The sequence below is a fragment of the Aquabacterium sp. T101 genome (assembly GCF_057219775.1).
Genome location: NZ_JBXVVZ010000003.1, coordinates 302,299 through 315,991 on the forward strand (window position 1 = coordinate 302,299; position 13,693 = coordinate 315,991).

Sequence of the window (13,693 nt, forward strand, 5' to 3'; positions counted from 1 at the left end):
CGAGGTGACGCCATGGGGCGTTGCAGGAGCGATGGCTCCGGCCCCGCGTGCCGCGCTGCTTCGCCTCGCTCCCGCCGCATCACCCTTGCCCTCCGTCTCCACTGCTTCCCCGCCCGCGGCTCCCGGCGCGGACCGGCGCCGCCGTCGTGGCCTGCGCCTGGCTTGGCGCGTGGCCTTCACGCTGTTGTTGGGCGCCTGGAGCTTATTGCTGCTTGCATGGCTGACTCTCCAGTGGGGCATTGTGCCGCGCATCGGCCAGTGGAAACCCGAGATCGAGCAGAAGGCGAGCGACCTGCTCGGCGTGCCGGTCAGCATCGGCGCGCTGCGGGTGCGCTCCAGCGGCTGGATGCCGCTGTTCGAACTGGACGACGTGGTGCTGTCGCGTCGTCCGGACGCCGGCTCGGGGGCTGCCGCGGCCCAGGCGCTGCGCTTGCCGCGCGTACATGCGGCCCTGTCCGCGCGCTCGCTGCTCGGCCTGCGGGTGCGCTTCGAGCAGCTGCATGTCGAGGGGGCCGACCTCGAGGTGCGGCGCGACGCCCAGGGGCGCCTTTTCGTGGCCGGCATCGAGGTGCGGGCCGGCGGCCCGGACGACGACGAGCAGGGCGCCGGCACCGACTGGTTGCTCGCCCAGCGCGAGCTGGTGGTGCGCCACGGGCGGCTGCGCTGGGTGGACGAGCGCAGCGGCGCCGCGCCGGTCGAGCTGACCGACGTCGACCTGGTCGTGCGCAACGGCCTGGCGCGGCACGACATCCGCCTGGATGCCACGCCCCCGGCGCAGGCCGGGGCCCGCTTCACGCTGATGGGGCGCTTCACGCAGCCACTGCTGTCGCAGCGCAGCAACTGGCGCCGCTGGCACGGCACGGTGTATGCCGAGCTGCCGCAGGCCGACGCGGCCGCGGTGGCCGCGTGGCTGCCGCCGCTGCCGGTGCAGGCGCGCGCCGGCACCGGGTCGTTGCGGGCCTGGGTCGACATCAAGGACGGCCGGCCGCAGGGCGTGACGGCGGACCTGGCCCTGCTCGACGTGGCGCTGCACTTCCCGGGCCCGGACAAGCTGCTGGCGCTGGACCGGCTGCAGGGCCGCGTCGGCGCGCGGCGCGACGGGCGCACGCTGCGCTTCTCGGCCGACGGTCTGACCTTCGCCGCGAGCGACATCGACTGGCCCGCCACGCGCCTGGCGCTGGCGCTGCGCGAGGCCGAGGCGCCCGCGCCCGCCGCCGCGGGCGCGTCGGCGCCGCCCTGGGTGTTCGACGGCGGCGAGTTCAGCGCCGACCGGCTCGACCTGGCCGCACTGGCCCGTCTGGCGGCACAGCTGCCGCTGGGCGCCGCCATCGACACGCTGCTGGCCGACCTGCTGCCCAGCGGCCTGGTGCGCGACCTGTCGGCGCGCTGGGACGGCGCGCTCGGCGCGCCCGCGCGCTATCAGCTCAAGGCCCGGGCCCAGGGGCTGACCGTCGCACCAGCCGTGCCGGTGGAAGGGCACCGCCTCGGCCGACCCGGCTGGCGCAATGCCAATCTCGACCTCGACGCCAGCGAAACCGGCGGCACGGCCCGCCTGTCCATCGAGCGCGGATCGATCATCGTGCCGGGCGTGTTCGAGCAGGCCGAAGTGGCCCTCGACAGCTTCTCGACCCGCCTGGCCTGGCGCATCGCGCCGCAGGCCGCGGGCCTGCCGTCGGCGGTGGAGGTGTCGCTGTCCGACACCGAGTTCGCCAACGCCGACGCCCAGGGCAAGGTCAGCGTGGCGTCGTGGCGCACCGGGCCCGGCACCGGCAGCGGCCGCGGCGGGCGGTTCCCCGGGCAACTCGACCTGGCCGGGCAGCTGACGCGGGGCGACGCCGCTGCGGTGGCACGCTACCTGCCGCTGGGCGTGTCCGAGGCGGCGCGCCGCTACGTCGAACGCGCCGTCGTGTCGGGCAAGGTGGCGTCGGCCACCTTCCGCGTGAAGGGCGACCTGGGCGAGTTTCCCTTCGTTGCGCAGCCGGCGCCGGCCGGCAGCCGCACCGCGGTGGCGCCGCCGCCGGGCGAGTTCCGCATCGTCGGCCGCGTGCAGGACGTGCAACTGGCCTACGTGCCGGCGCAAGGCGACGCGCCGTCGGCGTGGCCGGCGTTCAGCGGCGTGTCGGCCGATCTGGTGTTCGACCGCACGTCGATGGAGATCCGCAATGCGCAGGCCCGGCTCTGGGGCCTGGAGCTGACCAAGGTCGGCGGCACGATCCGGGACCTGGCCCACCCGACCCTGGCCATCGACGGCCAGGTGCGCGGGCCGCTGGCCGACCTGGTGCGTTACGTGAACGCGTCGCCGGTGGCCGGCTGGACCGGTCAGGCGCTTCGCGACGCCAATGCCGGCGGCAACGCCGACCTGCGGCTGGCCCTCGAGCTGCCGCTGGCCGAGATCGAGCGCGCCACGGTGCAGGGCACGCTGACGCTGGCCGGCAACGACCTGCGCATCGCCCCCGTGATGCCGCTGCTGGCCGGCACGCGGGCGCGTGTGGGGTTCACGCACAAGGGCCTGACCGTGACCGGCGGCAGTGCCCGGGTCCTCGGCGGCGACGCCACCTTCGACGGTGGTACCCAGCCCGACGGCAGCCTGCGCTTTGCCGGCCAAGGCGTGGCCACGGCCGAGGGCCTGCGGCGCGCCGTCGAGTTCGGCAGCGTGTCGCGCCTGGCCGCGTCGGCCACCGGCCAGGCCTCTTACCGTCTGACCCTGGGCATCGCGAAGGGGCGCACGGAGTTCGCGCTGACCAGTCCGCTGACCGGCCTTGGGCTGGAGCTTCCCGCGCCGCTGCGCAAGCCCGCCGAAGCGTCCTGGCCGCTGCGAGTGGAGACGCGCGCCGTGCCCGATGCGCCCACCCGCGACACGGTGCGGGTGGAACTGGGCAACGTGCTCACGGCCCAGTACCTGCGCGACCACCCGCCCGACGCGCCGACCCAGGTGCTGCGCGGCGCCATCGGCGTGCAGGAGCCGCTGCCGCCGCTGCCCGAGCGGGGCGTGCATGCCGTGTTCGCGCTCGACGCGGTCGATGCCGACGCGTGGCAGGCGGCGATCGACCGCGTGCCCGCCGGTGGCGCCCCGGCGGCGGCGGCCGGCGACGGCTACCTGCCGCGCACGGTGGCGCTACGTGCCCAGTCGCTCGTGTCCGGCGGGCGCCGCCTCACCAACCTCGTGGTCGGCGTGAGCCAGGACGCGCAGGACGGCACCTGGCGCGGCAGCCTCGACGCGGACCAGCTCGGCGGCTACGTCGAGTACCGCGCCGGCCGCACCCCCGCCCAGCCGGGACGCGTGTACGCGCGGCTGGCCCGCCTGGCCCTGCCGCCGTCGGACGCGAGCTCGGTCGAGAGCCTGCTGGCCGAGGCGCCCGCCACCGTGCCGGCGCTGGACATCGTCATCGACAACTTCGAGCTGCGCGGCAAGAAGCTCGGCCGGGTCGAGGTCGAAGCCGTGAACCGGGGCACGCGGGAGTGGCGCATGACCCGCTTCGCGGTGACCACCCCGGAGGCTCAGCTCACCGGCACCGGCCAGTGGCAGGCCGGCGGCGCGACGGCCCAGCGCATGGTGATGGACTTCCGGCTCGACCTCGCCGACAGCGGCGCCTTCCTCGACCGGCTCGGGTTCCCCGGCACGTTGCGCGGCGGCAAGGGCCGGATGTCGGGCCAGGTGTCCTGGGCCGGCTCGCCGCTGGCCTTCCACGTGCCCAGCCTCGACGGCCGGCTCAACCTGGCGCTGGACAGCGGGCAGTTCCTCAAGGCCGGCCCGGGCGCGGGGCGGCTGCTGTCGGTGCTGAGCCTGCAGTCGCTGCCGCGCCGGCTGGCGCTGGACTTCCGCGACCTGTTCCAGGAGGGCTTCGCGTTCGACAACATCACCGGCGAGGTGACCGTGGACGACGGCGTGGCTGCCACGCGCAACCTGCGCATGCGCGGCGTGCAGGCGGTGGTGCTGATGGAAGGCAGCGCCGACCTGCAGCGCGAGACCCAGGACCTGCGCGTGGTGGTGGTGCCCGAGATCAATGCCGGCACGGCCTCGCTGGCCTATGCGGCGATCAACCCGGCCGTGGGCCTGGGCACCTTCCTTGCGCAGATGTTCCTGCGCCGTCCGCTGATGGCGGCCAGCACCCGCGAGTTCACCGTCCAGGGGTCCTGGGTCGACCCGAAGGTCGAGCGGGTCGAGCGCAAGCTGGGCGAGCCCATGCCCGATCTCGACGCGCCAGCCGCACCGGCGTCGGCGCCGCCCGGCAATTCGTGAGGGCCAGACGATGAGGATCGCCGCACTGCAGACCGTGTCCACGCCCGACGTGGACCGCAACCTCGAGGCGGCCGCCCGACTGATCGCCGACGCGGCGCGCCAGGGCGCCGAGCTGGCGTCGCTGCCCGAGTACTTCTGCCTGATGGGCCGGCGCGACGCCGACAAGCTCGACATCGCCGAGCCTGCGGGCCACGGGCCGATCCAGGACTTCCTGTCGGCCCAGGCGCGCGAGCACGGCCTGTGGCTGATCGGCGGCACGCTGCCACTGCACGCCGGCACGCCCGGGCGCGTGCGCAACGCCTGCTGCGTCCATGCGCCCGACGGCTCGCTGGCCGCGCGCTACGACAAGATCCATCTCTTCCGCTTCGACAACGGGCGCGAGAGCTACGACGAGGCCCGCGTGCTCGAAGCCGGCAGCGAGCCGGTGGCCGTGCAGACCGGCGCGCTTCGCGTGGGCCTGTCGGTCTGCTACGACCTGCGCTTCCCGGAGCTGTACCGTGCGCTGTGCGCGCCGCCGTGCGACGTGCTCAGCGTGCCCGCCGCATTCACCTACACCACGGGCCGCGCCCACTGGGAGCTGCTGCTGCGGGCGCGGGCGGTCGAGAACCAGTGCTATGTGCTGGCGGCCGCCCAGGGCGGCGTGCACGAGAACGGGCGCCGCACCTGGGGCCACAGCATGATCGTGGACCCGTGGGGCGAGGTGCTGGCGGTGCGGCCCGAGGGCGAGGGCGTGGTCGTGGCCGACGTGGACCCGGCGCGGCTGGCCGCCGTGCGCCAGCAACTGCCGGCGCTGGCGCACCGCAGGCTGTAGCGCAGGCCGTCGCGCGACGCCGGGCGCACCGCGTCAGCGGCCGCCGAACATCATCCGGCGCGCCAGCGCCTCCTTCACGAAGGGCAGGCGGTTCATCGCCACCAGCCCCAGCCCGCGCAACGTGTCCACGCCGGGCAGCTGCCACGTGAAGGTGCGCGCCAGGAAGTCGGTGGTGGCGATCATGGCCCAGCGGTCGGGCGCGCGCTGCCAGGCCACGCGGCCGAGCGCGGCGTCGATGTCGGGGGTGCTGCGCGTGGGGCCGAGGCCGCGGTCGCAGGCGTCGCGCAGCGCGTCGGCCAGTGCCCAGGCATCGCGCAGGCCGAGGTTCAGCCCCTGGCCCGCCACCGGGTGCAGGGTCTGCGCCGCATTGCCGATGCGTACCTGCCGGCCGCGCACCAGGCTGCGGTGCGCCGACAGCCCGAGCGCGAATCGCTTGAGCGGCGACACCGCCACGATGCGGCCCACACCCGGGTCGAACACGGTGTTGAGCACCGCCACGCGCTGGGTGTCGTCGAGCGCGGCCACCGGGTCGTCGTCGCGCGGCACGCACCACACCAGCGCCGCGCGGTTCGCGCCCAGCGGCAGCAGCGCCGCGGGCCCGTGCCGGGTGAAGCGTTCCACCGCCATGCCGGGCGCCGCGCCTTCGAGCGTGACCGTGCCGACCCAGGCGTCCTGCCGGTAGTCGCTGGCCACGTCGGCCAGCCCCTTCTGCTCGCCGAACACGCCGCCCTCGGCCACCACGGCCAGGTCGAAGGCCTCGGCCACGCCGGCGTCGACCTCCACCCCGCCGGGCACGTCCTTCAGCGCCGCCACCGGCATGCCGAAGCGGCTGGCCAGCCGGGCCGGCTCCGCCGCCACGGTGGCCTCCCAGGCCTTCTGCATTGGCGCCACCAGCGCGCCGTAGCCGAGCACGGCGCCGAGCATCGGCACGCCCAGGTCGGCGGCGCGCAGGCGCACCTCGGGCACGCCCAGCCAGGCCGGCGCGGCCAGCACCGCCGCCTGCTGCGACACCCACACCTCGCGGATCGGCTCGGCCCGCGCCGGGTCCCAGGCCGACAGCCGCTCCAGCAGCTGGATGCTGCCCAGCGCCAGGGCCAGGGTGCGGGCGTCGGAGGACACGTCGCGGTCGGCCGGGCGGGCGTCGAACAGCGACACGCTGGCGCCCGGCAGGCGGCGGGCGGCCAGCAGGGCCAGGGCCAGCCCGACGGGGCCGGCGCCGACGACGGCAATGCGCAGGGTCTTCATGAGGGCGCCGATCGTAGCGGGCCGGGGCCTTCGTCTAGAATCGCACGCCTTTCGGGCACCCCGGGTTCACCCTGGCATTGCAGCCCTTGCATTGGTGCCGGCGCGGCCGCAACTGCCGCCACTCTTCCTGACGACGAGGAATCAACCGTGTTCATTTCCATCGCCCACGCCCAGACCGCGCCCGCTGCCGCCGGTGGCGCCGAGTCCACCTTCATCACGCTGCTGCCGCTGGTGCTGATGTTCGTGGTGCTCTACTTCATCATGATCCGCCCGCAGATGAAGCGCCAGAAGGAGCACAAGGCCATGATCGAGGCCCTGGCCAAGGGCGACGAGGTCGTCACCGCCGGCGGGCTGCTGGGCAAGGTGAGCAAGCTCGGCGAGACCTACATCTCCATCGAAGCCGGCACCGGCGAGCTGATGGTCCAGCGCACGGCCGTCGTGCAAGTGCTGCCCAAGGGCACCATCAAGTGACCCCCGCCGCGGCCCGCGAGGCCGCGGCCCATCGAGGCTTTCGCCGATGAACCGCTATCCCTGGTGGAAGTACGCGATCATCCTGGTCGCGCTGCTGATCGGGGCGCTCTACACCGCGCCCAATTTCTTCGGCGAGTCGCCTGCCGTGCAGGTGTCCTCGGGCAAGGCGACGGTCAAGATCGACAGCTCCCTGGTGGGCCGTGTCGAGTCCGCGCTCGCCGCGTCGCAGATCAAGGCCGACTTCGTCCAGCTCGAGGGTACATCGGTGCGGGCCCGCTTCGGCGACACCGACACCCAGATCAAGGCCAAGGACGCGATCGCCAAGGCACTCAACCCGGACCCGGCCGATCCGTCGTACATCGTCGCGCTGAACCTGGTGTCGCGCTCGCCGCAGTGGATGTCCAGCCTGCATGCACTGCCGATGTACCTCGGCCTGGACCTGCGCGGCGGCGTGCACTTCCTGATGCAGGTCGACATGAAGGCGGCGCTGACCAAGCGTGCCGAGGCCTACAGCGGCGACGCGCGCACCCTGCTGCGCGACAAGGGCATCCGCGCCGCAGTCACGCGCGACGGCAACAACATCGACGTGCGCGTGCGCGACAAGGCGGCCGCCGACGCCGCGCGCAACCACCTGGTGGACAACCTGCCCGACCTGGCCTGGGCCGAGTCGGCCGAGGGCGACACCTTCCGCCTGACCGGCACGCTCAAGGCCGAGGCCGCGCGCCGCATCCAGGACCAGGCGGTCAAGCAGAACATCACGACGCTGCACAACCGGGTCAACGAGCTCGGCGTGGCAGAGCCGGTGATCCAGCAGCAGGGCCTGGACCGGGTCGTCGTGCAGCTGCCCGGCGTGCAGGACACCGCCAAGGCCAAGGACATCATCGGCCGGACCGCCACGCTGGAAATGCGCATGGTGGACGACAGCGCCGAGGCCGCTGCCGCGGCGGTCGGCTCCGCGCCGGTGCCCTTCGGCAGCGAGCGCTACATCGAGCGCGGCGGCGCGCCGCTGATCCTGAAGCGCCAGGTCATCATCACTGGCGACAGCCTCACGGACGCCCAGCCCGGCATCGACACGCAGAACCAGGAGCCCAAGGTCGACCTGACGGTGGACGCCAAGGGCGCGCGCATCATGCGCGACGTCTCGCGCGAGAACATCGGCAAGCGCATGGCCATCGTGCTGTTCGAGAAGGGCAAGGGCGAGGTGATCACCGCCCCGGTCATCCGCGGCGAGCTCGGCGCCCGGTTCCAGATTTCCGGCCGCATGACCACGCAGGAAGCCAGCGATACCGCGCTGCTGCTGCGCGCCGGCTCGCTGGCCGCGCCGATGGAGATCATCGAGGAACGCACCATCGGCCCCAGCCTGGGCGCCGAGAACATCAGCAAGGGCTTCGACAGCGTGCTCTACGGCTTCGCCGCGATCGCGCTGTTCATGTGCGCCTACTACCTGCTGTTCGGCGTCTTCTCCACCGTGGCGCTGGCGTTCAACCTGCTGCTGTTGGTGGCGTTGCTGTCGATGCTGCAGGCCACGCTGACCCTGCCCGGCATCGCGGCCATCGCGCTGACGCTGGGCATGGCCATCGACGCCAACGTGCTGATCAACGAGCGCGTGCGCGAGGAGCTGCGCGCCGGCGTGAGCCCGCAGATGGCGATCCAGGTCGGCTACGAGCGCGCCTGGGGCACCATCCTGGACTCCAACGTCACCACGCTGATCGCGGGCCTGGCGCTGTTCGCGTTCGGCTCCGGCCCGGTGAAGGGCTTCGCGGTGGTGCACTGCCTGGGCATCCTGACCTCGATGTTCTCGGCGGTGGTGTTCTCGCGTGCGCTGGTCAACCTCTGGTACGGCCGCCAGAAGAAGCTCAAGAGCGTGTCGATCGGCCAGGTCTGGAAGCCGGCGGCGGTGCCGGCCGCCGGCACCGAGCTGGACATCAACGTCAAGCCGGAGGCCTGAGCCATGGAATTCTTCCGCATCCGACGCGACATCCCGTTCATGCGCCATGCGCTGGTGCTGAACGCGATCTCCTTCCTCACCTTCGTGGCCGCGGTGTTCTTCCTCGCCACGCGCGGGCTGCACCTGTCGATCGAGTTCACCGGCGGCACCGTGATGGAGGTGGAGTATGCGCAGCCCGCCGACATCGCCAAGACCCGCTCGGCGGTGGAGGCGATGGGCTTCGGCGAGGTGCAGGTGCAGAAGTTCGGCACCTCGCGCGACGTGCTGATCCGCCTGCCGCTGCGCGGCGGCGAGAAGCAGGACGCCGTGGCCGCGCGCGTGTTCGGCGAGCTGTGCAAGGCCGAGGGCGGCGCGGTGGTCGACCGCCAGTACACCACGCCCCAGGGCGAGCAGGTGGCGCGCAAGGCGTGCGACGCGGCCGGCGGCGAGCCGATCAAGCTGTCGCGCACCGAGTTCGTGGGCCCCACGGTCGGCCAGGAACTGGCGCTCGACGGCGCGCTGGCGCTGACGGTGACCGTGATCGGCATCATGATCTACCTGGCGATGCGCTTCGAGTGGAAGTTCTCGGTCGCCGGCATCATCGCCAACCTGCACGACGTGGTGATCATCCTCGGCTTCTTCGCGTTCTTCCAGTGGGAGTTCTCGCTGCCGGTGCTGGCCGCGGTGCTGGCGGTGCTGGGCTACTCGGTCAACGAGTCGGTCGTCATCTTCGACCGGGTGCGCGAGTCGTTCCGCAAGTACCGCAAGCTCGACACCCAGCAGGTGATCGACCATGCCATCACTTCGACCATCAGCCGCACCATCATCACCCACGGGTCGACCCTGATGATGGTGGTGTCGATGCTGATCTTCGGCGGGCCGACGCTGCACTACTTCGCCCTGGCGCTGACGATCGGCATCCTGTTCGGCATCTACTCGTCGGTGTTCGTGGCGGCGGCCATCGTCATGTGGCTGCGCGTCAAACGCGAGGACCTCGTGAAAGCTGCCTCAAAGGGCGGCGATCCGAACGACCCCAACGCCGGCGCGGTGGTCTGAGGGCGCAGGCCCTGGTGTAGAGTCCCCGTGTAACAACCGGGCCCCACACCAGCAACACCCATGGCGACCATCGGCGAGAGTGCCGGCCTGGCCTATCAGGCCCGGCGGGTCTACACCGAAGAACTGGTCAAGGGCCTGCCCGCGCTGGTCAACGCGGTCGCCTTTTGGGCCGTCGCGCCCGAGCGCGCCACCACGCCGGGCGCCGATCCCGTCACGCTGATGCGGCTGCGCGACCTGGCCGCCGACCTCAAGCGCAACGGCGTCACCTGGCACCAGGGCATGGTGGGCTCGCTGCAGCACGCGCTGCACCACGGCACCGCGTCGTCGACCGGCGGCGATGCCGGCCAGTCGACCCGCAAGCTGTCGCTGGTGGACGACGAGACGATCGAGCGCGAGATCACCTCGTCGCGCCTGGCGCTGGCCATCATGGACCGCGCGGGCACCGAGTTCAATGACCTGCGTGCCCGCGTGGCGCTGCTCGAGCGGCGCGAGGAACTGGACCCGAACGACATCCTGCGCAGCCATGTGCTGGCGCGCTTCGTCATCGACGCGTGGACCGAGGCCCGGCTGCCCGACGCCGGCCTGCGCGACCTGCAGTCCGTGCTTCACGAGGAGTTCGCGGTGCTGGTGCAGGAGGCCTACCACGAGGCCAACAGCATGCTGCTGTCGCACAACGTGATGGCCGATATCGACCTGCGCCCGCTGATCCGCCGCTCCCGCGGCGCGTCGACCTCCGGCTATTCGGGACTGGTCGGCGAGGAGACGCGCATGATGACGCGCTCTGGCGCGGCCAGCGCGCCGTCGGCCCAGCAGGGCACCGGCGAGAATGCCGCCGCGGTCCTGGGCCGGCTCAACCGCATGATCGAACGCCAGGTGCCGGCCTTCGCCAACACCGCGCATGTCGGCCAGCGCACGGTGTCGCCGGCGCTGGCAGCCGCCATCGGCAATGCCCAGAGCAGCGTGCAGCGGCGCTTGCAGAGCGATGGCGGGGCGGCCCAGGTAGCCACCGTGTCGCCGGCCCTGCTGGAGGAACTTCAGGCGCGCAAGCAGGCGCTCAAGCGCGCCTCCGATTCGCCGGTGGAGCGCGCGACGATCGAGATCGTGGCGCTGCTGTTCCAGAGCATCCTCACCGAGGAGCGCATTCCGTCGTCGGTGCGGGTGTGGTTCGCGCGGCTGCAGATGCCCGTGCTGCGCGTGGCGGTGGGCGAGCCCGACTTCTTCGCCACCATCGACCACCCCGCGCGGCGCCTGATCGACCGCATGGGGGCCTGCGTGATGGGCTTCGAGGCGTCGGCGCGCGCCGTCAGCGACGCGCTGGAGACCGAGATCAAGCGCATCGTCCAGGTGGTCGAGGCCTACCCCGACACCGGCCGGCGCGTGTTCCAGACCGTGCTGACCGAGTTCGAGCGCTTCCTCGAGAACTACTTCAAGAGCGACGCGGCCACGCGCAAGGGCGTGTCGCTGGCGCAGCAGGTGGAGCAGCGCGAGACGCTGGCCATCCAGTACACGATCGAGCTGCGCAAGCTGCTCAACGAGGTGCCGGTGCAGGAGGGCGTGCGCCAGTTCCTGTTCCAGGTCTGGGCCGACGTGATGGCCGTCACCGCGGTGCGCAACGGCGCCCAGAGCGACGCCACCAAGGGCATGCGTGCCGCCGCCGGCGACCTGATCTGGTCGGCCGGCGCCAAGGTCACGCGCGAGGAGCGCGCCGAGGTGATCCGCCGCCTGCCGCCGCTGCTGAAGAAGCTGCGCGAGGGCATGGAATCGGCCGGCGTGCCGGCCGACAAGCGCGACGAGCACATCCGCACGCTCAACGAGTCGCTGGCGGCAGCGTTCTCGGCCAAGGCGGCGGCGATCCCCGCCGAGCGCTTCGAGGAGCTTCGCGAGCGCCTGGAGCAGCTCGAGGAACTGTTGCCCGACGCCGGCGACGTGCAGCTCGACCAGACCATGATGCTGGACCTGTCCGGCGACGACCGCGACGCGCTCGAGGTGGTGGGCGAGGGCGGCTCGATGCCCACGCCGGCCATGCTGTCGTGGGCGCGCGAACTGCAGGTGGGCAGCTGGTACATGCTCGAGTACGGCGGCAAGACCGAGGCCGTGCAGCTGGCGTGGCAGGGCATGCGGCGCCACCTGTCGCTGTTCGTCACGGCCACCGGCCGCTGCCTGCTGTTCGAGCAGAACCGCCTGGCGTCCTATCTGCAGGCCGGCCTGCTGCTGCCGGCGCAGGACGAGGCGCTCACCGTGCGCGCCACGCGCACCGCGCTGGCCAAGCTCGACGCCGACCCGGCCCGCCTGCTGAACTGAGCACGGCATGCAAACGGGGCCCGCAGGCCCCGTCCGTCGCTGCCCGACCCACGGCGGGCGTCAGTGGACCGCGCGCTCCTCGGGCGCCACGAACAACTCGTCGAGGATCAGGGCGTCGGGCTCCTCGCCCAGGCTCCAGAACACCATCAGCACGATGACCTTCAGGTCCTCGAGGTCGATCGGGTGCGCGCCCACGGCCATGGCCCGGTCGATCACCATCTCGCGCATCGGCGGCGGCAGCACGCCGGCCGATTCGAGGAAGGCGATGAAGCCCAGCGAGTCCTCGCCCACGTGCTCGTGCTCGGCGGGCGAGTACACCCGGATCGCGTGTTCGCTCTGCTGCCCCGAGTAGCTCTGCGCCGCACCGGCCAGGCCGTCGAGCCAGTTCAGCGCCTCCTGGATCTCGTCGGTCTCGAACCCTGCCGCCGACAGCTTGCGCGTGAGCTGCGCATGGTCGGGGCATGCATCGGGCCGCCAGTAGGTTTCGTACAGGTAGACCAGCACGTCGAACATATGCGAACCACTATAGCGCAGCGTTCAGGCGCTGCCACGCCGCTGGAACAGCCCTCCCGGCAGACGGGCCACCCGGCCGTCGAGTTCGAGTTCGAGCAGCCGCGCCTGCAGGTCGGGCGTCGGCCAGCCGGTGCGCGCGCCGATCGCGTCCATGCTCGCCGGGTCGTGGCCCATCGCGTCGAGCACCGGGTCGTGGGTGCTGTCTCCTTCGGGCAGGGCGGCGGGCGCGGCGCGTGCGTTCCAGTCGAGTTCGCCCAGCACGTCATCGGCGGATTCCACCAGCTTGGCGCCCTGCTTGATCAGCGCATGGCAGCCGCGCGACTGCGGCGCATGGATCGAGCCGGGAATCGCGAACACCTCGCGCCCGGCCTCCAGCGCGGCGCGTGCGGTGGACAGCGACCCGGACGGCAGCGCGGCTTCCACCACCAGCGTGCCGCGCGCCAGGCCCGCGATGATGCGGTTGCGCATCGGGAAGTTCTCGGCGAGCGGCGGCGTGCCGAGCGGGAACTCCGTCAGCAGCAGGCCCTGGGACGCGATGCGGTGCGCCAGATCGTGGTGGCGGCCGGGATAGATGCGGTCGGCGCCGGTACCCATCACGGCGATGGTGGAGCCGGCGCCGGACAGCGCGCCATCGTGCGCGGCGCCGTCCACGCCCAGTGCCAGGCCCGACACCACCGTCAGGCCGGCCTGCGACAGGTGGCGGGCGAAGGCGCGCGCGTTGTCGGCGCCCTGGGGCGTCGGGTTGCGGCTGCCGACGATGGCGATGGACGGCGCGGCCAGCAGCTCGAGCCGGCCGTGCGCGAACAGCATCAGCGGCGGGTCGGCGGTTTCGAGCAGCGCGGCGGGAAACTGCGCGTCGCCCAGCGCGACGACGTGGCGCGCCGGGTCGGCCGCGAGCCATTGCCGCGTCGCGGCCACCTGCTCGTCATGCCGGTCGGGCGGGGACGACAGCGCACCGGCCTGGGCGGCGTCGACGAGTGTGCGGCGGGCGGTGGGGGCGGCGTCGAAGATGCCCTGGGCCGAGCCGAAGGCGGCGAGCAGGCGCCGCGCCGTGTCGCGCCCGACGCCGGGGGTGCGCAGCAGGCGCAGCCAGGCGTCGAGGTCGTCCGGAGCGGACAACGTCAACGCC

Annotated in this window: 9 protein-coding genes; 6 read left to right on the top strand and 3 right to left on the bottom strand. The window is 72.7% G+C overall.

Annotated features, from left to right (window positions below; translation table 11 throughout):
* Positions 1-31: 31 nt before the first annotated feature.
* Together AC2EAQ_RS11290 and AC2EAQ_RS11295 are read left to right on the top strand one after the other, a co-directional pair.
* Complete coding sequence (locus AC2EAQ_RS11290; protein ID WP_484643646.1) at positions 32-4,240, top strand: YhdP family protein; 4,209 nt, start codon at positions 32-34, stop codon at positions 4,238-4,240.
* Positions 4,241-4,250: 10 nt separating this feature from the next.
* Complete coding sequence (locus AC2EAQ_RS11295; RefSeq protein ID WP_484643650.1) at positions 4,251-5,051, top strand: carbon-nitrogen hydrolase family protein; 801 nt, start codon at positions 4,251-4,253, stop codon at positions 5,049-5,051.
* Between the two features lie 33 nt (positions 5,052-5,084).
* Here the strand turns inward: AC2EAQ_RS11295 and AC2EAQ_RS11300 are convergent, their stop codons facing one another.
* Positions 5,085-6,296, bottom strand: coding sequence for an FAD-dependent monooxygenase (locus AC2EAQ_RS11300; RefSeq protein ID WP_484643653.1), 1,212 nt, complete (start codon positions 6,294-6,296; stop codon positions 5,085-5,087).
* A gap of 147 nt (positions 6,297-6,443) precedes the next feature.
* Here AC2EAQ_RS11300 and yajC point away from each other — a divergent pair, with 147 nt between their 5' ends.
* The 4 genes from yajC to AC2EAQ_RS11320 are packed head-to-tail and all read left to right on the top strand — an operon-like array spanning position 6,444 to position 12,051.
* Positions 6,444-6,767: a preprotein translocase subunit YajC gene (gene yajC, locus AC2EAQ_RS11305; protein ID WP_484643656.1), complete on the top strand. Its 324-nt coding sequence runs from the start codon at positions 6,444-6,446 to the stop codon at positions 6,765-6,767.
* A gap of 46 nt (positions 6,768-6,813) precedes the next feature.
* A complete protein-coding gene (gene secD / locus AC2EAQ_RS11310; protein WP_484643658.1) occupies positions 6,814-8,715 on the top strand; it encodes a protein translocase subunit SecD in 1,902 nt (633 codons plus the stop codon).
* Positions 8,716-8,718: 3 nt separating this feature from the next.
* Positions 8,719-9,750, top strand: coding sequence for a protein translocase subunit SecF (gene secF, locus AC2EAQ_RS11315; protein ID WP_484643660.1), 1,032 nt, complete (start codon positions 8,719-8,721; stop codon positions 9,748-9,750).
* Positions 9,751-9,810: 60 nt separating this feature from the next.
* Positions 9,811-12,051, top strand: a complete 2,241-nt coding sequence (locus AC2EAQ_RS11320; RefSeq protein ID WP_484643665.1) for a DUF1631 family protein — start codon at positions 9,811-9,813, stop codon at positions 12,049-12,051.
* A 60-nt stretch (positions 12,052-12,111) separates the two neighbouring features.
* On the opposite strand, the gene AC2EAQ_RS11325 is transcribed toward AC2EAQ_RS11320, so the two are convergent.
* On the bottom strand, positions 12,112-12,564 hold the full coding sequence (locus AC2EAQ_RS11325) for a Smg family protein (RefSeq protein ID WP_484643668.1): 453 nt from the start codon (positions 12,562-12,564) through the stop codon (positions 12,112-12,114).
* A 24-nt stretch (positions 12,565-12,588) separates the two neighbouring features.
* A complete protein-coding gene (dprA, locus tag AC2EAQ_RS11330; RefSeq protein WP_484643673.1) occupies positions 12,589-13,683 on the bottom strand; it encodes a DNA-processing protein DprA in 1,095 nt (364 codons plus the stop codon).
* Positions 13,684-13,693: the final 10 nt, after the last annotated feature.

Coding starts and splice junctions, on each gene's coding strand:
- AC2EAQ_RS11290 (WP_484643646.1), top strand. CDS start 32: ATGGCTCCGGCCCCGCGTGCCGCGCTGCTTCGCCTCGCTCCCGCCGCA.
- AC2EAQ_RS11295 (WP_484643650.1), top strand. CDS start 4,251: ATGAGGATCGCCGCACTGCAGACCGTGTCCACGCCCGACGTGGACCGC.
- AC2EAQ_RS11300 (WP_484643653.1), bottom strand. CDS start 6,296: ATGAAGACCCTGCGCATTGCCGTCGTCGGCGCCGGCCCCGTCGGGCTG.
- secD (WP_484643658.1), top strand. CDS start 6,814: ATGAACCGCTATCCCTGGTGGAAGTACGCGATCATCCTGGTCGCGCTG.
- secF (WP_484643660.1), top strand. CDS start 8,719: ATGGAATTCTTCCGCATCCGACGCGACATCCCGTTCATGCGCCATGCG.
- AC2EAQ_RS11320 (WP_484643665.1), top strand. CDS start 9,811: ATGGCGACCATCGGCGAGAGTGCCGGCCTGGCCTATCAGGCCCGGCGG.
- AC2EAQ_RS11325 (WP_484643668.1), bottom strand. CDS start 12,564: ATGTTCGACGTGCTGGTCTACCTGTACGAAACCTACTGGCGGCCCGAT.